This is a genomic window from Curtobacterium sp. Leaf154 (assembly GCF_001424595.1).
Classification (GTDB): Bacteria; Actinomycetota; Actinomycetes; order Actinomycetales; family Microbacteriaceae; genus Curtobacterium; species Curtobacterium poinsettiae.
In genome coordinates this window covers 17,642-43,463 of record NZ_LMOS01000007.1, presented here as the reverse complement: position 1 = coordinate 43,463, position 25,822 = coordinate 17,642, and the positions used below count along the sequence as shown (strand labels likewise).

The 25,822-nt window shown below is 70.6% G+C and carries 29 protein-coding genes; 21 read left to right on the top strand and 8 right to left on the bottom strand.

Features of this window, described 5'->3' with window-relative positions:
* Positions 1–12: 12 nt before the first annotated feature.
* Complete coding sequence (locus ASF75_RS18020) at positions 13–1,476, top strand: NlpC/P60 family protein (RefSeq protein WP_056072446.1); 1,464 nt, start codon at positions 13–15, stop codon at positions 1,474–1,476.
* A 113-nt stretch (positions 1,477–1,589) separates the two neighbouring features.
* Here ASF75_RS18020 and ASF75_RS14275 read toward each other — a convergent pair whose 3' ends face one another.
* Positions 1,590–2,081, bottom strand: a complete 492-nt coding sequence (locus ASF75_RS14275; protein WP_056072443.1) for an inorganic diphosphatase — start codon at positions 2,079–2,081, stop codon at positions 1,590–1,592.
* A gap of 64 nt (positions 2,082–2,145) precedes the next feature.
* Here ASF75_RS14275 and tilS point away from each other — a divergent pair, with 64 nt between their 5' ends.
* From tilS to ASF75_RS14205, 15 genes are all read left to right on the top strand, one after another.
* Positions 2,146–3,165, top strand: coding sequence for a tRNA lysidine(34) synthetase TilS (gene tilS / locus ASF75_RS14270; RefSeq protein WP_056072440.1), 1,020 nt, complete (start codon positions 2,146–2,148; stop codon positions 3,163–3,165).
* A 9-nt stretch (positions 3,166–3,174) separates the two neighbouring features.
* Positions 3,175–3,726, top strand: coding sequence for a hypoxanthine phosphoribosyltransferase (hpt, locus tag ASF75_RS14265; protein ID WP_017887686.1), 552 nt, complete (start codon positions 3,175–3,177; stop codon positions 3,724–3,726).
* Positions 3,727–3,888: 162 nt separating this feature from the next.
* Entirely contained in the window at positions 3,889–5,877 is a 1,989-nt protein-coding gene (ftsH, locus tag ASF75_RS14260) for an ATP-dependent zinc metalloprotease FtsH (RefSeq protein WP_017887685.1), read from the top strand.
* A gap of 6 nt (positions 5,878–5,883) precedes the next feature.
* Entirely contained in the window at positions 5,884–6,852 is a 969-nt protein-coding gene (folP, locus tag ASF75_RS14255) for a dihydropteroate synthase (protein ID WP_017887684.1), read from the top strand.
* On the top strand, positions 6,849–7,238 hold the full coding sequence (gene folB, locus ASF75_RS14250) for a dihydroneopterin aldolase (RefSeq protein WP_017887683.1): 390 nt from the start codon (positions 6,849–6,851) through the stop codon (positions 7,236–7,238). The genes folP and folB overlap by 4 nt, the downstream gene beginning before the upstream one ends.
* Positions 7,235–7,789 (top strand): 2-amino-4-hydroxy-6-hydroxymethyldihydropteridine diphosphokinase, encoded by a 555-nt coding sequence (folK, locus tag ASF75_RS14245; RefSeq protein ID WP_056072437.1) that lies wholly within the window; start codon positions 7,235–7,237, stop codon positions 7,787–7,789. Before folB ends, folK begins: the two co-directional genes overlap by 4 nt.
* On the top strand, positions 7,786–8,277 hold the full coding sequence (locus tag ASF75_RS14240; RefSeq protein ID WP_017887681.1) for a DUF3180 domain-containing protein: 492 nt from the start codon (positions 7,786–7,788) through the stop codon (positions 8,275–8,277). The genes folK and ASF75_RS14240 overlap by 4 nt, the downstream gene beginning before the upstream one ends.
* A gap of 23 nt (positions 8,278–8,300) precedes the next feature.
* Positions 8,301–8,822 (top strand): PH domain-containing protein, encoded by a 522-nt coding sequence (locus ASF75_RS14235; RefSeq protein WP_056072434.1) that lies wholly within the window; start codon positions 8,301–8,303, stop codon positions 8,820–8,822.
* A gap of 9 nt (positions 8,823–8,831) precedes the next feature.
* Complete coding sequence (locus tag ASF75_RS14230; RefSeq protein ID WP_056072431.1) at positions 8,832–10,598, top strand: PH domain-containing protein; 1,767 nt, start codon at positions 8,832–8,834, stop codon at positions 10,596–10,598.
* On the top strand, positions 10,595–11,287 hold the full coding sequence (locus tag ASF75_RS14225; RefSeq protein ID WP_031260037.1) for a Rossmann-like and DUF2520 domain-containing protein: 693 nt from the start codon (positions 10,595–10,597) through the stop codon (positions 11,285–11,287). The genes ASF75_RS14230 and ASF75_RS14225 overlap by 4 nt, the downstream gene beginning before the upstream one ends.
* A 257-nt stretch (positions 11,288–11,544) precedes the next feature.
* Positions 11,545–13,071 (top strand): lysine--tRNA ligase, encoded by a 1,527-nt coding sequence (lysS, locus tag ASF75_RS14220; RefSeq protein WP_056072428.1) that lies wholly within the window; start codon positions 11,545–11,547, stop codon positions 13,069–13,071.
* 29 nt (positions 13,072–13,100) lie between these two features.
* Positions 13,101–13,304, top strand: coding sequence for a hypothetical protein (locus ASF75_RS14215; protein WP_017887676.1), 204 nt, complete (start codon positions 13,101–13,103; stop codon positions 13,302–13,304).
* Positions 13,305–13,362: 58 nt separating this feature from the next.
* Positions 13,363–13,545, top strand: a complete 183-nt coding sequence (locus tag ASF75_RS14210; RefSeq protein WP_139179570.1) for a hypothetical protein — start codon at positions 13,363–13,365, stop codon at positions 13,543–13,545.
* A 63-nt stretch (positions 13,546–13,608) separates the two neighbouring features.
* Complete coding sequence (locus tag ASF75_RS18255; RefSeq protein WP_258320880.1) at positions 13,609–13,743, top strand: hypothetical protein; 135 nt, start codon at positions 13,609–13,611, stop codon at positions 13,741–13,743.
* Positions 13,744–14,096: 353 nt separating this feature from the next.
* Complete coding sequence (locus ASF75_RS14205) at positions 14,097–15,155, top strand: sigma-70 family RNA polymerase sigma factor (RefSeq protein WP_017887673.1); 1,059 nt, start codon at positions 14,097–14,099, stop codon at positions 15,153–15,155.
* Positions 15,156–15,305: 150 nt separating this feature from the next.
* Here the strand turns inward: ASF75_RS14205 and ASF75_RS14200 are convergent, their stop codons facing one another.
* Positions 15,306–16,238: an NAD(+)/NADH kinase gene (locus ASF75_RS14200; protein ID WP_017887672.1), complete on the bottom strand. Its 933-nt coding sequence runs from the start codon at positions 16,236–16,238 to the stop codon at positions 15,306–15,308.
* A gap of 70 nt (positions 16,239–16,308) precedes the next feature.
* Between ASF75_RS14200 and ASF75_RS14195 the strand changes: the two genes are divergently transcribed.
* Positions 16,309–16,785: a Clp protease N-terminal domain-containing protein gene (locus tag ASF75_RS14195; RefSeq protein ID WP_042536930.1), complete on the top strand. Its 477-nt coding sequence runs from the start codon at positions 16,309–16,311 to the stop codon at positions 16,783–16,785.
* 280 nt (positions 16,786–17,065) lie between these two features.
* Positions 17,066–19,585, top strand: a complete 2,520-nt coding sequence (locus tag ASF75_RS14190) for an ATP-dependent Clp protease ATP-binding subunit (RefSeq protein ID WP_027467068.1) — start codon at positions 17,066–17,068, stop codon at positions 19,583–19,585.
* A 320-nt stretch (positions 19,586–19,905) separates the two neighbouring features.
* Here the strand turns inward: ASF75_RS14190 and ASF75_RS14185 are convergent, their stop codons facing one another.
* The 5 genes from ASF75_RS14185 to ASF75_RS14165 all read right to left on the bottom strand — a co-directional run bounded on the left by ASF75_RS14185 (position 19,906) and on the right by ASF75_RS14165 (position 23,419).
* Positions 19,906–20,928, bottom strand: coding sequence for a hypothetical protein (locus ASF75_RS14185; RefSeq protein ID WP_056072422.1), 1,023 nt, complete (start codon positions 20,926–20,928; stop codon positions 19,906–19,908).
* Positions 20,925–21,875 (bottom strand): hypothetical protein, encoded by a 951-nt coding sequence (locus ASF75_RS14180; protein WP_056072419.1) that lies wholly within the window; start codon positions 21,873–21,875, stop codon positions 20,925–20,927. The genes ASF75_RS14185 and ASF75_RS14180 overlap by 4 nt, the downstream gene beginning before the upstream one ends.
* Positions 21,876–21,879: 4 nt before the next feature.
* Complete coding sequence (locus ASF75_RS14175) at positions 21,880–22,335, bottom strand: hypothetical protein (RefSeq protein WP_056072416.1); 456 nt, start codon at positions 22,333–22,335, stop codon at positions 21,880–21,882.
* Entirely contained in the window at positions 22,332–22,775 is a 444-nt protein-coding gene (locus tag ASF75_RS14170) for a hypothetical protein (RefSeq protein WP_017887666.1), read from the bottom strand. Before ASF75_RS14170 ends, ASF75_RS14175 begins: the two co-directional genes overlap by 4 nt.
* Positions 22,776–22,966: 191 nt before the next feature.
* Complete coding sequence (locus tag ASF75_RS14165; RefSeq protein WP_056072412.1) at positions 22,967–23,419, bottom strand: SRPBCC family protein; 453 nt, start codon at positions 23,417–23,419, stop codon at positions 22,967–22,969.
* 77 nt (positions 23,420–23,496) lie between these two features.
* On the opposite strand from ASF75_RS14165, the gene ASF75_RS14160 reads away from it, so the two are divergent.
* Both ASF75_RS14160 and ASF75_RS14155 read left to right on the top strand, forming a co-directional pair.
* Positions 23,497–24,039, top strand: coding sequence for an amino-acid N-acetyltransferase (locus ASF75_RS14160; RefSeq protein WP_042536938.1), 543 nt, complete (start codon positions 23,497–23,499; stop codon positions 24,037–24,039).
* Between the two features lie 64 nt (positions 24,040–24,103).
* Complete coding sequence (locus ASF75_RS14155; RefSeq protein WP_056072408.1) at positions 24,104–24,805, top strand: hypothetical protein; 702 nt, start codon at positions 24,104–24,106, stop codon at positions 24,803–24,805.
* 140 nt (positions 24,806–24,945) lie between these two features.
* Here ASF75_RS14155 and ASF75_RS14150 read toward each other — a convergent pair whose 3' ends face one another.
* Positions 24,946–25,155, bottom strand: coding sequence for a cold-shock protein (locus ASF75_RS14150; RefSeq protein ID WP_017887662.1), 210 nt, complete (start codon positions 25,153–25,155; stop codon positions 24,946–24,948).
* Between the two features lie 280 nt (positions 25,156–25,435).
* On the opposite strand from ASF75_RS14150, the gene ASF75_RS14145 reads away from it, so the two are divergent.
* The gene (locus ASF75_RS14145; protein WP_017887661.1) at positions 25,436–25,819 is read left to right on the top strand and encodes an SseB family protein; all 384 of its coding nucleotides are present in this window, start codon (positions 25,436–25,438) and stop codon (positions 25,817–25,819) included.
* Positions 25,820–25,822: the final 3 nt, after the last annotated feature.

Here is a 25,822-nt window from a genome sequence, read left to right as displayed (position 1 = left end):
TCGTCCCACGTCATGACCACCTCCGCTCGCTCGTTCTCCTGCGGGATCGCGACCATCGCCGTGCTCGGCATCGGCCTGTCGGTCGTCATCGCCGGACCGGCCCAGGCCGCGCCCTCGGGCCCCTCCTGGGACGACGTCAAGGCCGCCAAGTCCGACGCGGCCGACGCCCAGCAGACGGTCGACGAGCTGAGCGACCGGCTCAGCACGCTGCAGGATGCCGCCGACCAGGCCGGCGTCGCCGAGCAGCAGGCCGGGCAGGCGTACGCCCTTGCCGCGTCGCAGCAGCAGGAGGCGAAGGACGACCTCGCCGACCTGTCCGCGCAGTCGAAGCGCGCGAAGGCCCGGGCGGACGACTCCGCCGGCCAGGTGGCCGGGCTCGTGGTCGAGCTGTCCCGCACCGGTGGCGGCGACCTGTCGACGACGATGCTCATGGACTCGTCGGACTCCAAGGACCTGCTCTACCGGGTCGGCACGATGTCGCACCTGTCCGAGCGCTCCGCGACGGTCCTGGCCGAGGCCCGCGCCGACCTGAAGACCGTGGAGTCCCTGGCAGCCCAGCAGTCCGCCGCCGAGAAAGCCCTGAGCAAGGCGACGAAGGCGACGAAGACCACCTTCGCGACGGCCAACGCCGCCGCTGCCGGCGCCCAGGAACGGGTGCAGAAGCAGCAGGAGCAGCAGGGCGAGGTCCTGCGCCAGCTCGCGTACCTGAAGGGCACGAGCGTCGCGACGGAGACCGCGTACTGGAGCGCCCAGCAGGCGAAGGCAGCCGCGGCGGCCATCGCGAAGCAGACGCGCAACTCCGGTGGCGGCACCACCGGCAGCTCCTCCGGCGGCACCGGCAGCACCGGCGGCGGCAGCAACTCCGGCACCACCGGCGGCACCGGCAGCACCGGCGGCGGCAGCAACTCCGGCACCACCGGCGGCACCTCCACTCCGGCCCAGCCCAGCACCCCGTCGAACCCCGGCACCCCGAGCAAGCCCAGCACGCCGACGCGGCCGAGCAACCCCGCCCCGGCTCCTGCACCGGCCCCGGCTCCCGCTCCTGCTCCAGCCCCAGCCCCGGCGCCCGCGCCCAGCAGCCCCTCGAAGGCCGCCGGTGCGATCGCGTTCGCCCGCGGACAGCTCGGCAAGCCGTACGTGCTGAACGGCGCCGGCCCGAACACCTGGGACTGCTCCGGCCTGGTGATGATGGCCTACAGCTCGCAGGGCATCGCGACCGGTGGGCACAACGTCGTCTGGCAGTACAACTACTTCAAGTCGATCGGTCGCCTCGTCCCGCTGTCCCAGCGCCAGCCCGGCGACATCCTGTTCTACTCGTCGAACGGCACGTCGTCGGGGGCGTACCACGACTCGATCGTGACGAGCTACGGCACCATGGTCGAGGCTGCACGGCCCGGCGTCGGCGTCGTCGAGCGAGCGATCTGGCTGCCGAACCAGCTCATGCCGTACGTCGCCCGCCCGAGCGGCTCCCTGTAGCCAGCTCCCGGTGTGCCCGTTCCCTCCCAGAGCGGCTGCGGGAGCAGGCACCAGCACAGAACGGCGCCCGCCCTCCGGATGGAGAGCGGGCGCCGTTCGTCGTCAGGGGATCGTCAGTGCGAACCGGGCACGTACGCGGCCTGACCGGCCTGCACGATGCGCTCGGCCTCGGCGACGTCGCCCCAGCCCTCGGCCTTGACCCACTTGTTCGGCTCGAGGTCCTTGTAGTGCTCGAAGAAGTGCGCGATCTCGGCCTTCGTCTGCTCCGGCACGTCCGCGATGTCCTGGATGTGCGCCCAGCGGGGGTCCTTGGCGGGGACGACGAGGACCTTCTCGTCGATGCCGGCCTCGTCGCTCATCTTGAAGACGCCGACGGGGCGGACCTTGACGCCCACGCCGGGGAACGTCGGGAACTCGAGCAGCAGCAGGGCGTCCACGGGGTCACCGTCGTCGGCCAGGGTCTTCTCGAAGAACCCGTAGTCGGTGGGGTAGACGAACGAGGTGAACAGCACGCGGTCGAGGTAGACGCGACCGGTCTCGTGGTCCACCTCGTACTTGTTGCGGCTGCCCTTGGGGATCTCGACGACGACGTCGTACGCGGCCATGTTGCGCTCCTGTGTCTGCTTCGGGGACTGTCGTGTGTTGCGAAAGCGCGGCTAACGTTACCGGGTGAACTCTCCGCGTCCCCGGCTCGACCCCGCCGTCGCCGAGACCCGTCTGGCCGTCCGCGACCTGCTCGCCGCAGCCGTCGACGGCGGCGTGGTCGCCGAAGGCGACCTGGTCCTCGTCGCACTGAGCGGCGGACCGGACTCCCTCGCCCTCGCCGCGGCCACCGCGTTCGAGGCGGGCAAGCAGGGTCTCCGGGCCGGGGCAGTGGTCGTCGACCACGCGCTCCAGGCGGGCTCCGAGGCGGTCGCGAGCCGTGCCTCCCGGCAGGCATCCGAGCTGGGACTCGACCCGGTGACGGTCCGCAGGGTCGCGGTCGGCTCCGACGGTGGCCCGGAAGGCGCCGCCCGGGAGGCCCGCCACGCGTCGATCGCCGAGGTCGCGGCCGCCACCGGGTCACCCCTGGTGCTGCTGGGGCACACCCTGGACGACCAGGCCGAGACGGTGTTGCTCGGCCTGCTGCGCGGCAGCGGACCGGACAGCCTGTCCGGCATGCAGCCGCTCGCCCGGCGTGACGCCGGTCCGGCCTACGGCCGTCCGCTGCTGACCGTCCGGCGGCACGCGACCCGGCAGGCGTGCGCCGCAGCGGGCCTGGCGCCCTGGCACGACCCGCAGAACGACGACCCCGCGTACGCACGGGTGCGGGTGCGGAACACCCTGCTGCCGGTGCTCGAACGGGAGCTCGGCGCCGGGGTCCCCGAGGCCCTGGCCCGGACGGCCGACCAGCTGCGCGAGGACTCCGCGGCACTCGACCACTTCGCCGAGGAGATCGCGGAGGACATCGCCGAGCACTCCGAGGCGGGCATCTCGCTGTCGGTGCGGGCGCTCGGGGCGAACCCGCCGGCACTCCGGCAGCGACTCGTGCGCCTGGCGGTGGAAAGTGAGTTCGGGGTGACGCTGTCCCGTGTGCAGACGCTCGAGGTCTGCCGGCTCGTCACGGACTGGAGTGGACAGGGCCCGATCGACCTGCCGGGCGTCCGTGCCACGCGGACCGGCGACCGCATCGAGTTCAGCGCCGGTTAGGCTGGCGTGGTGGAACTCTCCGACGTCCAGGCAGACCTGTCCGAAGTGCTCTTCACCCCCGAGCAGATCGACGAGAAGCTCGCCGAGCTCGCGGCGGTCGTCGACGCCGACTACGCGGGCCGCGACCCGCTGCTCGTCGGGGTGCTCAAGGGTGCCGTCATGGTGATGGCGGACTTCTCGCGCCACCTCAAGATGCAGGCGCGGATGGACTGGATGGCGGTGTCGTCGTACGGCTCCGGCACGAAGTCGTCCGGCGTGGTGCGGATCCTCAAGGACCTCGACACCGACCTGCACGGGCGCGACGTCCTGATCGTCGAGGACATCATCGACTCCGGCCTGACCCTGTCGTGGCTCAAGCAGAACCTGCAGTCGCGTGGTGCCGCGAGCGTCGAGATCGTCGCCCTGCTGCGCAAGCCCGAGGCAGCCAAGGTCGAGGTCGACGTGAAGTACGTGGGCTTCGACATCCCCGACGCGTTCGTTGTCGGGTACGGCCTGGACTACGACGAGCGCTACCGCAACCTGCGCGGCGTCGGCGTCCTCGCCCCGCACGTCTACTCCTGACCGACGAGCGACCCGCTGCGCTCGGGTCGCACTCGGCCGACTCTGGCCCGGGGGTGAGTTCGCCCGCAGAGGACACCCATTCTCGCCACAGAATCGCGGCCGTATGCTGACCTGCACGCAACTTCGGCAGAGAAAGGTGTCGGGCACTCGCGCCCGGATCACATGAACTTCAAGCGCATCTTCCGCGGCCCGTACCTCTACGTGCTGATCGCGCTGGCGGGCATCTTCATCGGCTGGAGCGTCATCAGCCAGGGCAGCACGCAAGAGATCAACACCCAGAAGGGTCTCGAGCAGCTCGCCGACGACAAGGTCTCGTCCGTGACCGTCAACTCCACGGAGCAGCGGGTCGACCTCGTCCTCAAGGACGGCGACAAGCAGGAGCAGTTCTACTACTCCACGCCCCGCGGCGAAGAGGTCATCCAGGCGGTGAACGACTCCAACCTGCCCAAGGGCTACAACGACACCGTGCAGCAGGGCAACTGGTTCCTGTCGCTGCTCGGCATCCTGCTGCCGTTCCTGATCATCGGTGCCCTGTTCTGGTTCCTGCTCTCGAGCGCCCAGGGCGGCGGCTCGAAGGTGATGCAGTTCGGCAAGTCGAAGGCCAAGATCAACAACAAGGAGAACCCGCAGGTGTCGTTCGCCGACGTCGCGGGTGCCGACGAGGCGATCGAGGAACTCCACGAGATCAAGGAGTTCCTCAAGGAGCCCGCGAAGTTCCAGGCCGTCGGGGCGAAGATCCCCAAGGGCGTGCTGCTCTACGGCCCTCCCGGAACCGGCAAGACCCTGCTCGCCCGCGCCGTCGCGGGTGAAGCCGGTGTGCCGTTCTACTCGATCTCCGGTTCGGACTTCGTCGAGATGTTCGTCGGTGTCGGTGCGAGCCGCGTCCGTGACCTCTTCGAACAGGCCAAGGCGAACTCGCCGGCCATCGTCTTCATCGACGAGATCGACGCCGTGGGTCGTCACCGTGGTGCCGGCATCGGCGGTGGCAACGACGAGCGCGAGCAGACGCTGAACCAGCTCCTGGTCGAGATGGACGGCTTCGACGGCAAGACGAACGTCATCCTCATCGCCGCGACGAACCGTCCCGACGTGCTCGACCCCGCGCTCCTGCGCCCCGGCCGCTTCGACCGTCAGATCGGCGTCGACGCCCCGGGCCTCGCCGGCCGCAAGCAGATCCTCGAGGTGCACGCGAAGGGCAAGCCGCTCGCCGCGAGCGTCGACCTCGAGCTGCTCGCCCGCAAGACGCCGGGCTTCACCGGCGCCGACCTGGCGAACGTCCTGAACGAGGCGGCCCTGCTGACCGCCCGCTCGAACGCGCAGCTCATCGACAACCGTGCCCTCGACGAGGCCGTCGACCGCGTGATGGCCGGCCCGCAGCGCCGCACCCGGATCATGTCCGACCAGGAACGCCTGATCACCGCGTACCACGAGGGCGGCCACGCCCTGGCGGCAGCGGCGATGCGGCACACCGACCCGGTCACGAAGATCACGATCCTGCCCCGCGGCCGTGCCCTCGGCTACACGATGGTGCTCCCGCTCGAGGACAAGTACTCGGTCACCCGCAACGAGCTCCTCGACCAGCTCACCTACGCCATGGGTGGTCGCGTCGCCGAGGAGATCGTGTTCCACGACCCGACCACGGGCGCCTCGAACGACATCGAGAAGGCCACCGGCACCGCACGCAAGATGGTGACGGAGTACGGCATGAGCCAGGCCGTCGGGTCCGTGAAGCTCGGTTCCGGGTCCAGCGAGCCGTTCGTCGGCCGTGACATGAGCGGTGGCACCGGTCGGGACTACTCGGAGAACATCGCCCAGACGGTCGACGCCGAGACCCGCGCCCTGCTCGAGGCCGCGCACGACGAGGCCTACCAGGTGCTCAACGACAACCGCGACATCCTCGACCGCCTGGCCGGTGAGCTCCTCGAGAAGGAGACGCTCGACGCCCCGGAGCTCGTGGAGATCTTCAAGGACGTCCGCAAGCTGCCCGAGCGCCCGCAGTGGCTCTCGAGCGACAAGCGCCCGGTCAGCAACCTGCCCGCGATCGACGTGCCCGGCAAGGCCGCCGCGACCGCAGCGGACCCGACGGACTCCGAGTCGACCTCGAAGACCCGTCGTCGCCCGTTCGGCAACCCGGGTATCGCCCCCGCGTAGGCCCGCATGTCCGAGCTGCCGACGCGACGAGAGCGTCGACTCGCCGAGGTGAGTCGTGCCCGCGCCGCCGCCGCCGAACCGGCGACGGTCGCGATCGACCTCCGTGCACCCCAGCCGGTGCCCGAGGTCGTGACCGGCCGTCGCCGTGACCGCGGTGGTCCGGCCGAGGAGCGCACCCGGGTGCTCGGCATCCTCAATGTCACCCCCGACTCGTTCAGCGACGGCGGTCTGCACCAGGCCTACGACGCGGCTGTGCAGCACGCACGTGACCTCGTCGCCGCCGGTGCCGACGTCATCGACGTCGGTGGCGAGTCCACCCGGCCCGGGTCCGAGCGCGTGCCCGTGCCCGTCGAGCAGGAACGCGTGCTGCCGGTCGTGCAGCAGCTCGTCGCCGAGGGCATCCCGGTCAGTGTCGACACGATGAACGCCGCGACGGCCGAGCGTGCCGTCGACCTCGGTGCCGCCATCGTCAACGACGTCTCCGGTGGCCTCGCCGACCCGGACATGGCCCGCGTCGTGGCGTCCACGGGCGTCGGCTTCGTCGTCATGCACTGGCGGGGTCACAGCGACCGGATGTACCGCAACGCCGAGTACACCCACGCCGTCGAAGAAGTCCGTCGCGAGGTCGAGCTCCGCGTCGCCGAGCTCATCGTGCTCGGCGTCCGGCAGGAGCAGGTCGTCATCGACCCGGGCCTCGGCTTCGCCAAGCACGGCGTGCAGAACTGGGAGATCCTGGCCGGCTACGAGCGCTTCGCCTCCATCGGCCTGCCGGTGCTCGTCGCCGCCTCACGCAAGCGGTTCCTCGACGGTGTCGGGAGCCCCGAGGGCGCTCCTCCCAGGGAGCGCGACCTCGCCACCGCCGCCATCAGCCTGCTCGCCGCCGAACGCGGCGCGTGGGGTGTGCGCGTGCACGACCCGGCACCGACCCGTGCCGTGCTCGACGTCTGGGACGCCTGGAGGGCAGCTCGATCGTGAACGACACCATCCGACTCACCGGGGTCCGCGCCCGCGGACACCACGGCGTCTTCGACCACGAGCGCGAGGACGGCCAGGACTTCGTCGTCGACGTCGCCGTGGAGCTCGACGCCCGTGCGGCCTCGGGCAGCGACGACCTCGACGCCACCGTGCACTACGGCGTGCTCGCCGAGCAGGTCGTCGCCGAGATCGAACGCGACCCCGTCGACCTGATCGAGACGCTGGCCGAGCGCATCGCCGCGGCCGTGCTCACCCACCGTGCCGCGCTGGCGACCGAGGTCACGGTGCACAAGCCGCAGGCGCCGATCACCGTGCCGTTCACCGACGTCTCGATCACCATCCACCGCAGCCGCGGCGCCACGGTGCCGGACGAGGAAGAAGAATGACCCACCGGGTCGTCGTCGCCCTCGGTGCGAACCTCGGTGACCGGGGGAGCACCCTCCGCGCGGCGGCCACCGCGATCGCCGCCCTGCCCGGGGTGGTGCCGGTGGCCTCGAGCCGCGAGGTCGAGTCGGTCGCCGTGACCCTGGACGGGCTCGACACCTCGAAGCCCCGGTACCGGAACGCCGTCGTGGTCGTCGACACCGACCTCGAGCCGCAGCCCTTCCTCGACGCCCTGCACGGCATCGAGGACGCCCACGGCCGCACGCGCGAGGTCCGGTGGGGCGACCGCACCCTCGACCTCGACGTCGTCGCGGTGGACGACCTGCGGATCGCCACGGACACCCTGGTCGTGCCGCACCCCCGGGCAGCGGAGCGCGCGTTCGTGCTCGCCCCCTGGCTCGACGCCGACCCCGATGCCGTCCTGCCCGGCGCCGGACCGGTGGCCGACCTGCTCGCCGCCGTGGGGGACGACACCGAGCGCGTCGACGAGCCGCGCCTGTTCGCGGAGCCGGCACGGGCCTCCAGACCGGCGGGGAGCGCGACCAGCGCATGAAGCCCACCCGCGCCTCCACGCTGCTCAGCATCGCCGTCGTGACGGTGGCCGCCGGGTTCGCCCTCGACGCCGTCCTGGCGTCGCGCCAGCTGCCGACGTTCCTGTTCTCGCTCCCGCTCGGCATCACGCTCGCGTTCATCGGCGTCGCCGTCGTGCTGATGGCCAGACCGGTGCGCCGCCACGCACGCGAGGGCGCCGGGCGGCAGCGGCCCGTCGACCCGCTCTACGCGACCCGCGTCGTCGTGCTCGCGAAGGCGTCCAGCATCTGCGGCACGCTGCTCGGTGGGTTCGCCCTGGGCCTGGTGCTGTACCTGCTGACCCGTTCCGCGACGCCTTCGCTAGGCTCGACCCTGCCGAACGTGATCGCCGTCGGGGGCGGGATCGTCCTGACGGTCTGCGCACTGGTCGCGGAACGGATGTGCGTCGCACCCCCGGGTGACGACGACGACCGTGACGATCCCCGCAACGGCTCGACGACGGTGAACTGACCGAGCAACCCCAGGAGGCCGCGATGCCGCGTGAACGACTCGACGAGCCGGGCCTCGGCCTCGGTGGGATCTCCTGGCACCGGGTGTCCACGAAGCTCGTGTGGACCGAACTCATCGCCACGCTCGTGATCGGTGTCGTGCTCACCGCGGGCTTCGTGCTCATCGGGGTCGTCAACGACGGCTTCGGTTCCGGGGCCGGCACCGTCTGGCTCTCCGTCGGCATCGCGGTCGCGGTCACCACGGCGATCACCGCCGCGCTCACGCCCCGACGGGTCCGGGCCATCGGCTACGCGCTCCGCGACGACGACCTGGTCGTGCGCCGCGGGCTGATGTGGCAGCGCTTCACGGCCGTGCCCTACGGCCGGATGCAGCTCGTCGACGTCGCCCGGGGCCCGCTCGACCGGGCGCTCGGCATGAGCGAGCTGAAGTTCGTCACCGCCGCCGCCGCGACCAACGTGCGGATCCCCGGTGTGCCGGCAGCGGACGCCGACGAGCTGCGCGACCGCCTCGTCGAGCTCGCCGAGTCCCGTCGCGCCGGACTGTAGGGGCCGTTCGTGACCTTCCGACCCGGCACCCCGCCGCCCGCTCCGCCCGCGCCGCCCACCGGGGGCAACGCGGCCGCCGCGGCACCCCTGACCGACGGCGAGTGGCACCGCCTGCACCCGCTCACCCCGCTGCTCAAGGGCGGGATCTTCCTCATCGTCGTCCTCGGCTACGTGCTGAACAGCCTGCGGGACCAGCTCGTCGAGTTCTTCATCCCCGGCGACCAGCGGGAGGACGGTGACCCGGTCCGGTACGTGTACGAGCACGGCGTCGTCGGCTGGGTCCTGCTCGGCATCGTGGTGCTGCTCCTGGTGCTGATCGGGCTGTTCTACCTGTCCTGGCGCATGCACGAGTTCCGCGTCACCGGCGAGATCGTCGAGGTGCGCTCCGGCGTGCTGTTCCGGAACCACCGCAAGGCCCGGCTCGACCGGATCCAGGGCATCAACATCCAGCGGCCGCTCGTGCCCCGGGTGTTCGGTACCGCCAAGCTCGAGATCGCGCAGGCCGGCAACGACGCCAACGTGCAGCTCGCCTACCTCGGGGTCCGCGCCGCCGACGACCTGCGGCAGCGGATCCTGGTGCTGGCGTCCGGCGCCAAGGACGACGACGGCCACGGTGGTCCGTCGCGGCAGTCGCACGGCGCACTGCAGGACCGCGTCGACGAGATGTTCTCGCCCGAGCTCGACCCGGTGGCCGTGCACGCCACCCGCATCGTCAAGGTGCGCCCGGGGCGGCTGATCGTGTCGATGCTGCTGTCCGGCACGACGCTGTTCCTGCTGCTCGTCATCGCCGGCATGATCGTCAGCGTCGCCCTCACCGGCGAGTTCGCGGTGCTGTTCGGGCTGTTCCCCGCCGTCCTCGGTGCCGGCGGCTACTACGTCCGCAAGTTCTCCCGCTCGTTGCAGTACACGATCGCCGAGACGCGTGACGGCATCCGGATCGGCTTCGGGCTGGTCTCGACGTCGAACGAGACGCTGCCGCCCGGGCGCATCCACGCCGTGAGCGTCGCGCAGCCGCTGCTGTGGCGCCCGTTCGGCTGGTGGGACATCCGCATCAACCGTGCGACGAGCGCCGGCAACGGGGCGTCCAGCAACCAGCAGGTGTCCTCGATCGTGCTGCCCGTGGGCACGACGGCGGACGTCCGCGAGGTCCTCGACATCATCCTGCCGGGGCTCGTCGGCACCGTCGTCGCCGGCCCCGAGGCCTCGCCGGAAGCCCTGCGTGAGGGCGCGGCCGAAGCCGTGGACGTCGTCGACGACAGCCTCACCACCTCGGGTGACCGCGGCGGCTTCGTGCACTCCCCACGGCGAGGCGCGTGGCTCCGCCCGTTCGCGTTCCGGCGCAACGGCTACCGGTTCGTGCAGGGCGCGGTGCTGCTGCGGCTCGGCGCCGTCTGGCGGTCGCTCGTCATCGTGCCGCTGCCCCGCGTGCAGAGCGTCAAGGTCGAGCAGGGACCGCTCGAGCGTGCCCTGCGGGTCGCGACCGTCCACGTCCACACCGTCGCCGGTCCGGTCTCGGCACGCATCGGCGCGCTCGACGCGTGTGACGCGCAGCGCTTCTGGTCCGAGACCACCCAGCGCGCCGTCGATGCCGCCGCCGTCGACACGACCCACCGCTGGCGCGAACGGGAGGCCCGCCCCGCGTCCGCCACACACGCTGCGGACGCACCGTGGCCCGGGTCCGGAGCCCCTGCCGGGCCCGCCGTGGCCCACCGGCAGGACGCCGCGCCTCCCGGCCCGGGGTGGGGCGACGTCCCGCCCACCGGAGCCGCACGATGAGGGCCGGGCGTCTCGGGGTCGGCATCGTCGGCGCCGGACGGGTCGGACCCGTCCTCGGAGCAGCCCTGGCGAACGCGGAGCACGCCGTCGTCGGCGTGACCGCCGTGTCGGAAGAGGGCCGCGACCGTGCCGAGGCGATGCTGCCCGGCGCCCCGGTGCTCGCGACGCCCGACCTGGTCGAGCGCAGCGAACTCGTCCTGCTCGCGGTGCCGGACGACCAGCTCGCCTCGCTCGTGCAGGGGTTGGCCGACGCCGGCATCTGGCAGCCCGGGCAGCTCGTCGTGCACACCAGCCCGGACCACGGCGTCGGCATCCTCGCCCCGGCGATGGCGGCCGGCGCGATCCCGCTCGCGATCCACCCCGCGATGGCGTTCACGGGCACCAGCGTCGACCTGTCACGGCTCCGTGACGCGTACTGCGCGGTGACCGCCCCGGCACCCGTGCTCCCCATCGCGCAGGCACTGGTGGTCGAGATGGGCGCCGAGCCGTTCGTCGTGGCGGAGGGCGACCGGCCCGCGTACGCCGATGCGGTGCGGGCGGCCGTGAGCTTCTCGACGGCGATCGTCGACCAGTCCGCAGGCACCCTGTCCGGCATCGGCGTCGAACACCCGGGTCGCGTCCTCGGGGCGCTCGTCCGCTCCGCCGTCGACAACGCGCTGACCGCGGCCGACGGGCAGTCGACGCTCTAGGTCGGGGTCGGGGTCGGGGTCGCGGTCGGTCGCGGTCGGTCGGCGGTCGGTCACGACTCCCCGCTCAGTTCCCCCGAGTGGTCACGACCTGTCGGCTGCGCGCGCTCCGGCCGACAGATCGTGACCGGCGGGCGTGACGCGTGCGGGGTGTTGTGACCGCGGCCTCGGCTCCTGGTCCGGCGGGCACGGTTCCGGGGCGGGAGCGTGGCGCGGGTAGCATTTCCCCCGACCCCCACGACCATCGGAGCCGCACCCGCATGACCGACGAGACCGTCACCCCCGACACCGCGATCACCGACGCCGCCGCACTGGCCGAGCAGGAGACCAGCGAGCAGCGACAGGTCCGGCTCGACAAGCGGGCGAAGCTGCTGGAGTCGGGCGTCGAGGCGTACCCCGCCGAGCTCCCCCTCACCACGACGATCCCGGCCGTGCGCGAGCAGTACGCGCACCTGGAGACCGGCGAGGAGACCCAGGACGTCGTCGGCATCGCCGGCCGTGTCGTGTTCTCGCGCAACACCGGCAAGCTCTGCTTCGCGTCGCTGCAGTCCGGCGACGGCGCACGCATCCAGGCGATGGTCTCCCTGGCCGAGGTGGGGGACGACTCCCTCGCCCGCTGGAAGGAGTTCGTCGACCTCGGTGACCACGTGTTCGTGCACGGCCGCGTGATCTCCTCGCGCCGCGGCGAGCTGTCGATCATGGTCGACGACTGGGCGATCGCGGCGAAGGCGATCCTGCCGCTGCCGAACCTGCACAACGAGCTCAACGAGGAGACGCGGGTCCGCCAGCGCTACCTCGACCTCATCGTCCGCGACGAAGCCCGCGCCACCGTGCGTGCCCGAGCTGCCGTGATGGCGTCGCTCCGCCAGACCTTCACCGCCCACGAGTACCTCGAGGTCGAGACCCCGATGCTGCAGACCCAGCACGGCGGCGCCTCGGCCCGACCGTTCGTGACGCACTCGAACGCCTTCGACACCGAGCTGTTCCTGCGCATCGCCCCCGAGCTGTTCCTGAAGCGGGCCGTCGTCGGTGGCATCGACCGGGTGTTCGAGATCAACCGCAACTTCCGGAACGAGGGTGCCGACTCGTCGCACTCGCCCGAGTTCGCGATGGTCGAGGCGTACCAGGCGTACGGCAACTACGAGCAGATGGCCGACCTGACCCAGGAGCTCGTGCAGAACGCGACCCGCGCCGTCACCGGTGGTGCGCTCGAGGTCACCCTGCCCGACGGCAGCACCTACGACCTGGGTGGCGAGTGGCCCCGCATCGACATGTACGGCTCGCTGTCCGAGGCCGCCGGGCGCGAGATCAGCCCGAAGACCCCGCTGTCCGAGCTGCAGGCGCTCGCCGAGGCCGAGGGCGTCGAGGTCGCCCACGCCACGCACGGCAAGTACGTCGAGGAGCTCTGGGAGCACTTCGTCATCGACTCGCTCGACCGTCCGACCTTCGTGATGAACTTCCCGGTCGACACCTCGCCGCTCACCCGGCAGCACCGCACCCGTCCGGGCGTCGTCGAGAAGTGGGACCTGTACGTCCGTGGCTTCGAGCTCGGCACGGCGTACTCCGAGCTCGTCGACCCGGTCGTGCAGCGGGAGCGCTTCGTCGAGCAGGCGAAGCTCGCGGCCGGCGGCGACCTCGAGGCGATGCGTGTGGACGAGGACTTCCTGCGGGCGCTCGAGCACGCGATGCCCCCGTCGGGCGGCATGGGCATGGGGATCGACCGCCTGCTGATGGCCATCACGGGCCTCGGCATCCGCGAGACGATCCTGTTCCCGCTGGTCAAATAACTCCGAGTCCACCGGGGTACGATGCTCGGGTGCCTGATGGAGTCGTAAGCGGGATCGTCTTCGCCCTGACGCCGACCATCGTCGTCGGCCTGATCTTCTGGTTCGTGATGCGCGCGATCATGCGTGCCGACCGGACCGAGCGTGCCGCGTACGCCAAGGTCGAGGCCGAAGAGCGCGCCCGCTTCGAGCGCGAGCACGGTCGTCCCGCGCCGGCTCCGACGCCCGGCGAGTAGCCGCCCGCGCACGATCCACTTCACCCCGTGTTCACCGCGCGGTGTGATCCTGTCGCGCGTGCCGACCTCCCCCGATCCCGTCGACGACCTCGACGACCTCGACGTGGAGGACGCCTTCGGCCACCGGGTGTCGGGCACGTCCGGCGCGCCGAACGGCACGGACGGACCCGGCGGAGCCACCGGCGTCGCCGACGGTGGAGCCCTCGACGACGAGGGCGACGTCGACGACCTCGACGTCTGAGCGCCGACCGACCGTCACACACCGTTCACCTCGCCGACGCGTGCCGGGGTGAGCATCGTCCGCATGGCAACCACCGCACATCCCTTCACGGGCCGCAGCCTCGTCGGGGACATCGAGAGCGAGTACGACGAGTTCGACCGAGACGCCGACCTCGAGGTGTCCAAGCGCCGGGACGGGTGGCTCGAACCCTCCTGGTGACCCCCACCCATCCCTTGTTCGGGGTACGACGACCAGATCACACTGATCGGGTCGCACGTACCCCTTTTGCATGTCCGGAGTACGCAGTCCCTCGGGGTACACGGTTGGAAATGCTGGTGAAACACGTCTGCAACGCCGGAAACACGGCAGTTCCGGCTTGATCCGGGGCCTGATGGGGGACCAGACTGGCGGTGTGCTGTACCCCGCTGGGGATGCTGCCGAGGGTGAAGCACGGAGATCCCTGAGAATCGCTCCGAACGATTTGTGGGGTACACCTCCGGGCCGCTTTACTCATCAGCACCCCCCGGTACCACCCCACGAAGCCATCACCGTCGAACGCAGGGAGAAACACCATGACGATCGCAACGGCTGCACCCAGCACCACCCGCCGCACCGCCACCAAGAAGGCATCGGCATCGAAGACCGCGACCGCCGAGTCCGCCACCACCTCCCTCGACACCGAGGTCGAGGCCGACGAGCAGCTCGCCGGTGTCCGCGGTGCCTCGGTCGACCAGGTCGGCGACTACCTCCGTCACATCGGCCGTCTCTCGCTCCTCACCGCCGAGGAAGAAGCGCAGATCGCCCGCCGCATCGAGGTCGGGCTCTTCGCCGAAGAGAAGCTCGCCACCGAGAAGGGTCTGGCGAAGACCCTGCAGCGTGAACTCCGCTGGCTCGTCCGCGACGGTGAGCGCGCCAAGGAGCGCATGATCACCTCGAACCTCCGTCTCGTCGTGAGCATCGCCAAGCGGTACTCGCAGCGCGGCCTGCCCTTCATGGACGTCATCCAGGAAGGCAACCTCGGCCTGGTCCGCGCGGTCGAGAAGTTCGACTTCACGCAGGGCTACAAGTTCTCGACCTACGCCACCTGGTGGATCCGCCAGGCGATCTCGCGTGGTCTCGCCGACAAGGCGCGCACGATCCGCATCCCGGTGCACACCGTCGAGCTCATCAACAAGATCTCGCGCACCGAGCGTGACCTGACCGTCGACCTCGGCCGCGCGCCGATGCCGGAAGAGGTCGCGGCCGAGCTGAGCATGAGCGTCGAGGAACTCGTCGACCTCAAGGGCCGCTCGCACGAGCCGGTCTCGATCCACACGGTCGTCGGCGACTCGGACGACAGCGAACTCGGTGACTTCATCGAGGACGAGGACGCCGCCAGCCCGAACGAGCTCACCGAGACGACGCTGTTGCACCGCGACATCCGCTCCATCGTCTCCGAGCTGCCGAGCGACGAGGCCAACGTCATCCGCATGCGCTACGGCCTGGACGACGACAAGCCGATGACGCTCGACGAGATCTCGAAGATCGTGCACACGACCCGCCAGGCGGTCAGCCGGGTGGAGTCGCGCGCCAAGCTCCGCCTGTTTGCCAAGGCGGTCTCGCAGGACATGCAGCTGTACCTGACCGACTAGGTCAGTGGACTTCGGCCGGCACGCTCACCCGTGTCGGCGCGGGGAAACCGGGTCGTTCTGTGGGAAGTCGATCCGGTGGGGTGATGGGACGGCCCGCTCGAGCACTGCTCGAGCGGGCCATTCACGTTCCCGGGGCAACCGCCCGCGGTGTCAGTCGTCGATCTCGCGCCGGAGCTTCTGCCGCAGGTCGCTCGGGATGAGCTCGACCAGCTGGTCGGGCCGCACCGGCAGGTCGAGCAGGCTGAGCTTCACGCGGCCGGTGCGCCCGTGCCGCTCGGCGTCGAGGCGCACCACGCTGCCGGCGTCCTTGCGGAGCCGCATGTCGATCTGCGCCCCGGTCGCGACCTCGCCGACCACGAGCCCGTCGACCTCGAGCGCTGCGCTCCTGGTGCCCTCGGCGATGTCGAACCGGTAGCGCTCGCGCGCGGAGAGCACCACGGAGCGGTCGATCCCCGCCATCGGCGCGACCGGGGTCACCACGGAGCCGGAGAGTGCGGGGGAGAGCACCGGGCCGCCGGCGGCGTAGTTGTACGCGGTGGAGCCCGCCGGAGTGGCGGCCACGATGGCGTCGGCGCGGTAGTACCCGTACCCGAGGCCGCCGACGCTCAGGTCGGCCGAGACCTGCCCGGAGCCGGGCCGCCGCACGATGGTCAGGTCGTTGAACGCCAGGTAGTCGGTGCGGGCGCCGCCCCAGGACAGCCGGGCCTCGAGCGCGTGGTGCGGCTCGAGCTGGTACTCGCCGGCGGACAACCGGTCGAGCGCGCTCTCGAGTTCGGGCGGTTCGATCTCGACCAGGAACCCGACGTTGCCGTAGTTCACGCCGAGGACGGGCACGGGGCGGCTCGCCACGAGCCGCATCGCGCCGAGCATGGTGCCGTCGCCGCCGAGCGCCACGACCAGGTCGACGCGGTCGGTGAAGTCGTCGTCGTCGACCACCTCGACCCCGCCACCGATGCGCTGGGCGTCCGCGCGGCGGGCGAGCAGTTCGCCCTGGCCGGACGCGTTCCAGCGCTGCAGGGTCGTGACGGACTCCTGCACGTTCTTGGTCGGGTGGACGACGAGGCCGACGACGGGCTGCTCCATGAGCGGATCGTACCGAGCGGACCTCCGATACGGGCTGGTCGATCGAACAGGTATGCGATATTCTGAATACATGCAGACCGCTCAGCTCTCCGTCGCTCTCCCTTCCGTCCGGCACGGCCGCGAGATCGTGCTGCTCGCCGACCTCGAGTCCCACGAGTCCGGCTTCGGGTTCGTCGACGCCGAGCACCTGCTCCTCGCGGCCGTCACCCTGTGTGCCGGCATGCCCCGCTTCCGGCCGGTCCTCGACGCCCACCGGGTCTCGCCCGACGCCGTCCGGGCGAGCATCCGCGCGTTCGTCGGGGCGCACACCACCTGCCCCGGCGAGCACGACCGGGTCGCCTGCACGCCCGCTGCGATGCGCGTGCTCGCCCGAGCCGCGACGATCGCCGGTCGATCGGAACGCATCCGGCCGCCGCACGTCGTGCTCGCCGTGCTCGACGCCGTCGACGACCCGCTCGCCGGATCGGCGCACGACGTCCTCGACGCCCTCGGCGTCGACCCGCGTCGCTTCCGACGCGACCTGCGTCGCGCGGTGCGTCGCGCCTGACCCAGCGCGACCACAGCGCACACGGGAGGCCCGTGGCGGGATCGCCACGGGCCTCCCGTGTGTACGGCGGACCCGCCGCTGGCGCGTCGGTCCGGTACCGGCGGCGGGGCCCGGTCCGTCTCGTCGTTCGCTCACTGCGCACAAGACGCACGTCGGTCACGCCCACGGCGAACAGGGGCAGCCCGCGGGGGGAGCGCTGGTTACTCTCGAAGTACTTGGCCGGACTCACACGAGACCGGCACAGCGTCGGCTCCGCTCATCAGGGGCCAAGGGAGAGCACATGTTCGAGAGATTCACCGACCGGGCCCGTCGTGTTGTCGTCCTCGCTCAAGAAGAAGCGAAGATGCTCAACCACAACTACATCGGCACCGAGCACATCCTCCTCGGCCTCATCCACGAGGGCGAGGGCGTCGCCGCCAAGGCGCTGGAGTCGCTGGGCATCTCGCTCGACGCCGTGCGCGAGCAGGTCCAGGACATCATCGGGCAGGGCCAGCAGCAGCCGACCGGGCACATCCCGTTCACGCCGCGCGCCAAGAAGGTGCTCGAGCTGTCCCTGCGCGAGGCGCTGCAGCTCGGCCACAACTACATCGGCACGGAGCACATCCTGCTCGGCCTGATCCGCGAGGGCGAGGGTGTCGCAGCCCAGGTCCTCGTGAAGCTCGGCGCCGACCTGAACCGGGTGCGCCAGCAGGTCATCCAGCTCCTGTCCGGCTACCAGGGCAAGGAAGCGGTCGCCGTCGGCGGCGAGCAGCAGCAGAACGCGCAGCAGGGTTCGCAGGTCCTCGACCAGTTCGGTCGCAACCTCACCCAGGCCGCGCGCGACGGCAAGCTCGACCCCGTCATCGGGCGCGAGAAGGAGATGGAGCGGGTCATGCAGATCCTCTCCCGCCGCTCCAAGAACAACCCCGTCCTGATCGGTGAGCCCGGCGTCGGCAAGACCGCCGTCGTCGAGGGCCTCGCCCAGGCGATCGTCAAGGGCGACGTGCCCGAGACGCTGAAGGACAAGCAGCTCTACTCGCTCGACCTCGGATCACTCATCGCCGGGTCCCGCTACCGCGGTGACTTCGAGGAGCGCCTGAAGAAGGTCACGAAGGAGATCCGCACCCGCGGCGACATCATCGTCTTCATCGACGAGATCCACACGCTCGTCGGTGCCGGTGCAGCCGAGGGCGCGATCGACGCCGCGTCGATCCTCAAGCCGCTCCTCGCCCGCGGTGAGCTCCAGACCATCGGTGCCACCACGCTCGACGAGTACCGCAAGCACTTCGAGAAGGACGCCGCACTCGAGCGTCGCTTCCAGCCGGTGCAGGTCAACGAGCCGTCGCTGCCCCACGCGATCAACATCCTCAAGGGTCTGCGCGACAAGTACGAGGCGTTCCACAAGGTGTCCATCACCGACGGTGCGATCGTCGCCGCGGCGAACCTGGCGGACCGCTACGTGCAGGACCGCTTCCTGCCCGACAAGGCCATCGACCTGATCGACGAGGCCGGCGCCCGCCTGCGCCTGTCGATCCTGTCGGCGCCGCCGGAGCTCCGCGAGTTCGACGAGAAGATCTCGACGGTCCGCGGGTCGAAGGAAGCCGCCATCGAGGAGCAGGACTTCGAGAAGGCCGCGAGCCTGCGCGACGAGGAGAAGAAGCTCCTCGGCGAGCGTCTCCGCCTCGAGAAGCAGTGGCGTGCCGGTGACGTCGCCGCGTCCGGCACCGTCGACGAGGGCATCATCGCCGAGGTCCTGGCGCAGGCCACGGGCATCCCGGTGTTCAAGCTCACCGAAGAGGAGACGTCGCGTCTCGTCTTCATGGAGAAGGCACTGCACGAGCGCGTCATCGGTCAGGAAGAGGCCATCTCGGCCCTGTCCAAGACCATCCGCCGCACCCGCGCCGGCCTGAAGGACCCGAACCGTCCCTCCGGCTCGTTCATCTTCGCCGGCCCCACGGGCGTCGGGAAGACCGAGCTCGCCAAGGCACTCGCCGAGTTCCTGTTCGACGACGAGGGTGCGCTGATCTCCCTCGACATGTCGGAGTTCGGTGAGAAGCACACCGTGTCCCGCCTGTTCGGTGCCCCTCCCGGGTTCGTCGGGTTCGAAGAGGGCGGCCAGCTCACCGAGAAGGTGCGCCGCAAGCCGTTCTCCGTGGTCCTGTTCGACGAGATCGAGAAGGCCCACCCGGACATCTTCAACTCGCTGCTGCAGGTGCTCGAGGAAGGCCGTCTCACCGACGGTCAGGGCCGCGTCGTCGACTTCAAGAACACCGTCATCATCATGACCACGAACCTCGGTTCGCAGGGCATCGCCGGTGGCCCGGTGGGCTTCCAGGTCGAGGGCGACTCGGCCGTCGGCTACGACCGCATGCGCGGCAAGGTCAACGAGGAGCTCAAGAAGCACTTCAAGCCCGAGTTCCTGAACCGTGTCGACGACACGATCGTGTTCCCGCAGCTGTCGCAGCCCGAGCTGCTGCAGATCGTGGACCTGTTCGTGAAGCGTCTGGCCGACCGCCTGCTCGACCGCGACATGACCGTCGAGCTCACGCTGCCGGCCAAGGAGCAGCTCATCAAGGTCGGGTTCGACCCGTCCCTCGGTGCTCGGCCCCTGCGTCGCGCGATGCAGCACGAGGTCGAGGACCAGCTGTCCGAGCACATCCTGCAGGGTGAGCTCAACGCCGGTGACCACGTGAAGGTCGACTTCGTCGACGGTGCGTTCCACTTCGAGACCGGGCGTCAGCCGGGCCGCGAAGAGGTCCTCGCCGGTGCAGCCGCGGTCGAGGCCGCGACCGACACGCCCCAGGGCGAGATCGAGTCCTAGGACCTGACACTCCACGAACAGGAGGCTCGGTGCCAGCTGGCACCGGGCCTCCTGTCCGTTCTCGGGTCGCGTCCAGATCTCCACCCGCCGATCTGCGCGTCGTGCGCCCATCGGCCCCCGTCCGGGGGTACTGTTGTGGCAACGCGCGAGACGTTCCCCCCAACTCCTCGCGCGTCGCGCTCGACCGGTTCCCCCCAACGGGTCGAGACGCAGCCGGCCCCGGTCTGTTCGCAGACCGGGGCCGTTGCACGTTTCAGGGGTGGTGCCTCCGGTCGGTGGTGCCTGCGGTCGGCCGTGCGTGCGGGCGGGCGTCCGCCGCGTCAGGCGGCGTCGGGCAGCTGTGCGGCGAAGTCGCGGACGGCGCGCTCCCAGCGCTCCGGGTCCTCGTTCCACTCCAGCGTGTGCGGAGCCGTGCGGAAGGCGAGGGTGGTGGCACCCGACCGTGCAGCCACCGTGGCGACGTCGTCGGCGGCGACCAGGGCGTCCGCCTCGGAGTGGATCAGCAGCGTCGGCGTCGCGGAGTCCTGCCAGGTCGTCGTCGTGACGGGCATCGAGGCCCCGGCGAGACGGGACAGCACGTTCGTGGTCGCGATGCGGCCGGCGACGGTCCCGACGAAGGCGGGCAGGCGTGCACCACGGACGGCGCCGCGGAGTGCCGAGGCGACGTCGAGCAGCGGGGAGACGGCGACGATCCCGTCGACGTCCACCCGGCCGGCGGCGACGGAGCAGGCGAGGGCTCCGGCGGACCAGCCCTGCAGGACGACGCGTCGGGCACCGCGCGCACGCGCGGCGCGGACTGCGGTGACGATGCGGTCGGCGGCCCCGGCATCGAGGGAGCGGAGCGGCAGGTCGGTGGTGTCGATGACCTGGGACGACGCACCGAGCGAACGCCAGACCCCGACGCCCCGCAGCACCTGGCGCGGGCCGAGGGACTGTCCGTGCACGTGGACCACGTGCGTTGTGGCGGCCTCGGGCTCGGAGCCGGGCACGTCGTCCGGCCCGTCGTACCGCATGGCGTCCCAGGCCCACTCGCCGGTCGGCACGGGGCCGGTCGCACTGCGTCGGACGGTGTCGCCGTCGCCGCTGGCCCCGTTCTGGGTGCTCGCGGTGGTGATCGCGCCGACCTGCACCCGGGTACCGTCCCGCTGCAGGTCGTAGGTGCCCGGCAGGCGGGTGTCGCGGGTGGCGGTGAGCTCGACCTCGGTGTCCGTGGCACTGCGGACCGTGGCGGTCGCCGTGTAGGGCGTGGGGAACAGCAGCCGCCGTGCGACGAAGGTGCTGAGGCCGAGCGTGCCGACCGCCCCCGCTGCGGTGCCGAGTGCCGTGATGCGTGCGCCGGTCATGTGATCTCCCTGAGTCGTGCCGTGGTGAGCGTCGCAGCGGCCGGCACTGCCTGCCCGGCCTCGCGCGCGCGGTCTTCGATCTCGACGGAGAGCCGGTGCTGCCGGCTCCGCCACTGGCGACGCTGCCACACGATCGTGAAGTAGAGCCCGGTGTTGCCCGAAGCCGTCTCGAGCCGACGGAGTTCCGGCTCGAGGGCGCGGAACCGGCGTCGGGCGGCCCGCCAGTCGCGGAACTCCCGAGCGGCGTCGGGCAGCACACCGCCGGCCGCACCGATGGCGAGCAGGACCATCGAGCCGAGGAACACCGGCGTGTAGAGCTTCGACAGCACCCCGACCGCGCCGTCGGCACCGGCGACGTGCACGGCGTCCAGGGCGATCGCGATGCCGGCGAGGAGCACCAGACCGGCTGCCCCGACGACGAAGAGCCAGTACAGGCGGCCGAGTCCGTCCCCGCTCCGGAACCCGCGCAGCACGGCGACGGCGGACCGGGCGATGACGATGGCGATGTAGGTCATCTCGACGGCCGAGTACAGCGCGGTCGGCAGCTGGTCGCCGTAGACCACCATGAACTGTGCCGTCGGGGTCGGTGCGTCGATGCGACTGAACAGCACGACGAGGGCGACGAGCACGAGCACGCAGCCGATGATGCGGCTGGCGCGCAGGAGCTTGGCGGAGCGCGCCGCTGCCTCGACCGACTGCGCGAGGGCGAACATGCCGCACACCATCAGGCAGCGGCCGATCAGGTCGGCGATGTTCGGCACGTCCGTCACGCCGGCGAGGAACGTGGTGACGTCGGGCTGGTTGATCGTGAGCCCCACCGCGACACAGCTGCAGCAGACCATCAGCCAGGTGACGCTGGCCGACTGGGTGCGCACGAGGAACAGCCGGACGACCAGGACCGCCAGGATGAGCCAGACCGGGATCGATCCCCAGACGTGCAGTGTCATCGCATCACCGGAAGATCCCGGGGTGACCCTCGGGGTCGAGCAGCCCGATCCGCAGCGCGAGCTGGTCGGCGACGAGTTCGACGGCCTGCTCGTGCGGGGTGTCCAGCGAACGGGTGAACGCCGTCCGGCCGGTGAGCAGCCCCGTGTACGCCTGGTGGTCGCAGCCGGTGTCGTCCATGAACACGTGGGCGAGCTCGTGCAGCACGGAGGCGACCCGGGAGCGCTCGGACAGCCCGGGGCGCGTCTCGAGCAGGGCGTGGTCGGTGCGCTGGATGAGCCGCGCGGACAGGTCGCCCGGCAGCTCGGTGGTGCGCACGTGGATCGGCTTGCCGAGCGCCGCCTCGGCCCGCGCGGTCAGTTCCGGCAGGGTCAGCCGGCGGGGGAGCCCGAGACGCTGCACGCGACGACGGGCCTCGGTCTGCCGGCGCAGGGCGCCGAACCGGTCGCGGTACCCGCTCACGGGGTGCCGCCCGACTCGTCGAGCCGACGCAGGTGGTCGGTGAAGTCGCGGATCTCGTCCGCCGAGGCGAACTCGCCCAGACGCCGGGTGGCGAACGCCACGACCTCGCGCTTGCGCAGTTCGAGCACGAGTTCGAGCTGCGCCTGCACCCGCTCGGGCACGTCCGTGTTGCCGGCGGCGTCGGTCAGGTACTCCGCCGGGACGCCGAAGTAGGCCGCCAGGGCCGCCAGGAGTCGCTGGTCACGGACGGCCGGACCGTTGCCGCCGAGCATGTAGCCCCAGCGCGGTCGGCTCATCGACGCACCCTGCGCCTCGATCTCGGCGGCGATCTCCTTGTACGGGGGTCGCTGACCCGAGTTGGCCTCGACGACGTCCATCAGGAGCTGCAGTTTGCGCGACAGTTCCCGACGGTGTGCGTCGTCGTCGTTGTACTCGATCACGTGTCCCCACTCTCACATCTGTCTCAGACATGATAAAACTGATCCAGCGCGTCAGCCGGTGTCACCACTCTGCCAGGCTCGCGCTCGCTCGTCAGGTCGGCATTTCGATGGGGGGATGCCGAACGGGGGACGACGAACGGGAGGCGCGGTGCCAGCTGGCACCGCGCCTCCCGTTCGTCGTGTGGTGCGGACTACGCCTGCACGTCGCCGCGCCAGCCCGGCTGGATCGGCGCGTTCTCGACGCGCTCCTTGTAGTTCTGCAGGTCCTTCTTGACGGCGTGGCCGCCGACGCCCACGGCGGAGCCGAGCTTCTCGAGGAAGCCGGACGGCTCCCAGTCGATCTGCACGGTGACGCGCGTCTCGTCGTCCGAGAGCTTGTGGAAGGTGACGACACCGGCGTGGTCGGTCTCGCCGTCCTTCACGGTCCACGCGACACGCTCGTCGGGGTGCTGCTCGGTGATCACGGCACGGAACTCGCGCTCCTGGCCGGCGACCTTCACGGTCCAGTCGGTGGTCTTGTCGTCCACCTGGACGATCTTCTCGACCTCGTCGAGGAAGTGCGGGAACTCCTCGAAGCGGGTCCACTGGTCGTAGGCCGGGCGGACGGGGACGTTGACGTCGACGGTTTCGATGATCTGAGGCATGTACCGGACGGTAGGCCGATCGACCTGGGCGGCACTCAGCAGCGCTGTCCCCCTGCGACACCAGTAGTGTGGGGCGGATGACAGAGCACGGGAAGCACGCGTTCCACGAGCGCGACGACCACGGGATCCTCGTGCGTCCGGCGCTCGCCTCGGACGTCCCGCACATCCAGCGGCTCATCGCCCCCTACGTCGACCGGCGCATCCTGCTCGGCAAGGAGAACGTCGCCCTGTACGGCTCGATCCAGCAGTTCCGGATCGCCGAGGGTCCCGACGGCACCCCCATCGGGTGCGGCGCGCTCGCCGTCTTCTGGGACGACATCGCCGAGGTCCGCACCCTGGCCCTCGACGAGCAGTGGATCCACAAGCGCGTCGGGCACCGGATGCTCGAGGCGCTCGAACACGACGCCCGCGAACTCGGCGTCGCCCGGATCTTCTGCCTGACCTTCGAGGTCGACTTCTTCACGAAGCACGGGTACCTGGAGATCGGCGAGAGCGTCGTCCCGCCGGAGGTCTACGCCGAACTGGTCCGCTCGTCGGACGAAGGGGTCGCGGAGTTCCTCGACCTCGCCCGGGTCAAGCCGAACACCCTCGGCAACACCCGGATGCTGAAGAACCTCTGACGCTTTCCCGTGCCGCCCGGCGGGGTGGCCGTGCGTGGCCCGCGCCGTTGTCTACCCTTTGCGCATGTCGTCGTTGCGTCACCCCGTCGGACCCGAGAAGCCGGTCGTCTACTGGCGTCGCCGGGCGCTCGTGCTCGGGGCGCTGCTGGTCGTCGTCCTGGTCGTGGTGCTCATCGTCGTCGGGCGGGGGAACGGGGCCACGTCGGCGGCGCCGAGCGCGTCGGCCTCTGCCGGCGCCGGGTCTGGTGCCGGTGCGTCGTCTGCCGGGTCTGCCGGTTCCGGTTCCGGTTCTGGGTCCTCGCGGGCTGCGGCGCCGAAGCCGTCCGCCTCGGCTGCTGCGACGAAGCCCGCTGCTGCCGACGGCTCGACCTGCACGAAGGACCAGATCGTCCTGACCCCGGTGCTCGACAAGTCGGCGTACGGCCCCACCGAGGACCCGAAGATCGCGATGTCGATCAAGAACTCCGGCACGAACTCCTGCCACCTGGACCTCGGTTCGGCGCAGCAGGTGCTGACGATCAGCTCGGGCCAGGAGCAGTACTGGTCGTCGAAGGACTGCCAGACCGGCGGCACGAACCAGGACGTCACGATCAAGTCCGGTCAGACGCTCACGACGCCCGCGATCGCGTGGGACCGCACCCGCTCGTCCACGTCGACGTGCGACTCGTCACGGCCGGCCGTCACCGCCGGGGGAGCGAGCTACCACCTGCAGGTCGCCGTCGGGAACCTCGAGTCGAAGACCTCGGTGCAGTTCATCCTGCAGTAGGCGGCGGGTTCGCGGTTCGCGGTTCGCGGTTCGCGATTCCGATCCGTTCCCTTCCGGCTGCGCTGTGCCGATCAGGGGCGCCGGGAACAGCAACAGGCCCCGTCGTCCGAAGACGACGGGGCCTGTTCAAGCTGATGTGATCAGCCGAGGACGGTGATGTTCTCCGCCTGCGGGCCCTTGCGGCCCTCGGTGATGTCGAACTCCACCTTCTGGTTCTCCTCGAGCGACTTGTAGCCGTTGCCAGCAATCGCAGAGAAGTGCGCGAAGACGTCAGCGCTGCCGTCGTCCGGGGCGATGAAGCCGAAGCCCTTTTCGTTGTTGAACCACTTGACGGTACCGGTAGATGCCATGATGGCGTTTCCTTAGCTTTCTTGCTTCCGCCAAGGTGCAGATGCACCGACGGAGACCCCGACGTACGTCGACGGGGGTAATGCGCCACGCGGGCAGGTGCCGGCGGGACGGGTTCGGGGTCAGGCCTGTCGGCCAGTGACCCTGGGGCCCGGGTTGAGGGGCAAACCACCTCGCCCGGACGTTGAGCGCCGCCGAAGCGGTTCCATCAGGCTAGCGTGCTCTGGGCCGACTGGCTACCCGTGCGTCCCGGAACGTCGAAAATCTGGTGGAATTGAGCTGATGGCAGACAAGGAACAGCGCTTCCGCAGCGAACAGCTCGAGGAAGCCCTCGCGAAGCAGGACGTCGCCGCGGTGGCGTTCGCGCTCCGCCACGACATCGTGATCGTCCCCCGGCTCGTCACCGGCAAGAAGGACATGCAGGTGCGGGTGTTCGGCCGTGAGGGGTCGGACAAGCGCATCCTGCTGCTGTTCTCGTCGGCGGACGCCTACACGGCGATGGTGCCGGACGAGAAGATCCGGCAGGTGATGGTCTACGACGGACCGCGGCTCGAGGAGTTCCTGGCCGCCCACCTCGACATGCTCGAGGGCGTGTTCTTCGACATCGCCGGCCCGCACACCATGCAGGCTGCACCGGCGGACCTGCTGGCCGCTTTGCGCGCGTAGCGC

What these genes read in the sequence shown, in the direction of transcription:
- ASF75_RS18255 (WP_258320880.1), top strand. Translation starts at nt 13,609, where the DNA reads ATGGCAACCACCGCACATCCCTTCACGGGCCGCAGCCTCGTCGGGGAC.
- ASF75_RS14200 (WP_017887672.1), bottom strand. Translation starts at nt 16,238, where the DNA reads ATGGAGCAGCCCGTCGTCGGCCTCGTCGTCCACCCGACCAAGAACGTG.
- ASF75_RS18020 (WP_056072446.1), top strand. Translation starts at nt 13, where the DNA reads ATGACCACCTCCGCTCGCTCGTTCTCCTGCGGGATCGCGACCATCGCC.
- ASF75_RS14165 (WP_056072412.1), bottom strand. Translation starts at nt 23,419, where the DNA reads ATGCCTCAGATCATCGAAACCGTCGACGTCAACGTCCCCGTCCGCCCG.
- ASF75_RS14275 (WP_056072443.1), bottom strand. Translation starts at nt 2,081, where the DNA reads ATGGCCGCGTACGACGTCGTCGTCGAGATCCCCAAGGGCAGCCGCAAC.
- ASF75_RS14180 (WP_056072419.1), bottom strand. Translation starts at nt 21,875, where the DNA reads ATGACACTGCACGTCTGGGGATCGATCCCGGTCTGGCTCATCCTGGCG.
- ASF75_RS14145 (WP_017887661.1), top strand. Translation starts at nt 25,436, where the DNA reads ATGGCAGACAAGGAACAGCGCTTCCGCAGCGAACAGCTCGAGGAAGCC.
- folK (WP_056072437.1), top strand. Translation starts at nt 7,235, where the DNA reads ATGACCCACCGGGTCGTCGTCGCCCTCGGTGCGAACCTCGGTGACCGG.
- ASF75_RS14225 (WP_031260037.1), top strand. Translation starts at nt 10,595, where the DNA reads ATGAGGGCCGGGCGTCTCGGGGTCGGCATCGTCGGCGCCGGACGGGTC.
- ftsH (WP_017887685.1), top strand. Translation starts at nt 3,889, where the DNA reads ATGAACTTCAAGCGCATCTTCCGCGGCCCGTACCTCTACGTGCTGATC.
- ASF75_RS14155 (WP_056072408.1), top strand. Translation starts at nt 24,104, where the DNA reads ATGTCGTCGTTGCGTCACCCCGTCGGACCCGAGAAGCCGGTCGTCTAC.
- ASF75_RS14185 (WP_056072422.1), bottom strand. Translation starts at nt 20,928, where the DNA reads ATGACCGGCGCACGCATCACGGCACTCGGCACCGCAGCGGGGGCGGTC.
- ASF75_RS14150 (WP_017887662.1), bottom strand. Translation starts at nt 25,155, where the DNA reads ATGGCATCTACCGGTACCGTCAAGTGGTTCAACAACGAAAAGGGCTTC.
- lysS (WP_056072428.1), top strand. Translation starts at nt 11,545, where the DNA reads ATGACCGACGAGACCGTCACCCCCGACACCGCGATCACCGACGCCGCC.
- ASF75_RS14205 (WP_017887673.1), top strand. Translation starts at nt 14,097, where the DNA reads ATGACGATCGCAACGGCTGCACCCAGCACCACCCGCCGCACCGCCACC.
- ASF75_RS14195 (WP_042536930.1), top strand. Translation starts at nt 16,309, where the DNA reads ATGCAGACCGCTCAGCTCTCCGTCGCTCTCCCTTCCGTCCGGCACGGC.
- ASF75_RS14160 (WP_042536938.1), top strand. Translation starts at nt 23,497, where the DNA reads ATGACAGAGCACGGGAAGCACGCGTTCCACGAGCGCGACGACCACGGG.
- ASF75_RS14240 (WP_017887681.1), top strand. Translation starts at nt 7,786, where the DNA reads ATGAAGCCCACCCGCGCCTCCACGCTGCTCAGCATCGCCGTCGTGACG.
- ASF75_RS14190 (WP_027467068.1), top strand. Translation starts at nt 17,066, where the DNA reads ATGTTCGAGAGATTCACCGACCGGGCCCGTCGTGTTGTCGTCCTCGCT.
- ASF75_RS14235 (WP_056072434.1), top strand. Translation starts at nt 8,301, where the DNA reads ATGCCGCGTGAACGACTCGACGAGCCGGGCCTCGGCCTCGGTGGGATC.
- folP (WP_017887684.1), top strand. Translation starts at nt 5,884, where the DNA reads ATGTCCGAGCTGCCGACGCGACGAGAGCGTCGACTCGCCGAGGTGAGT.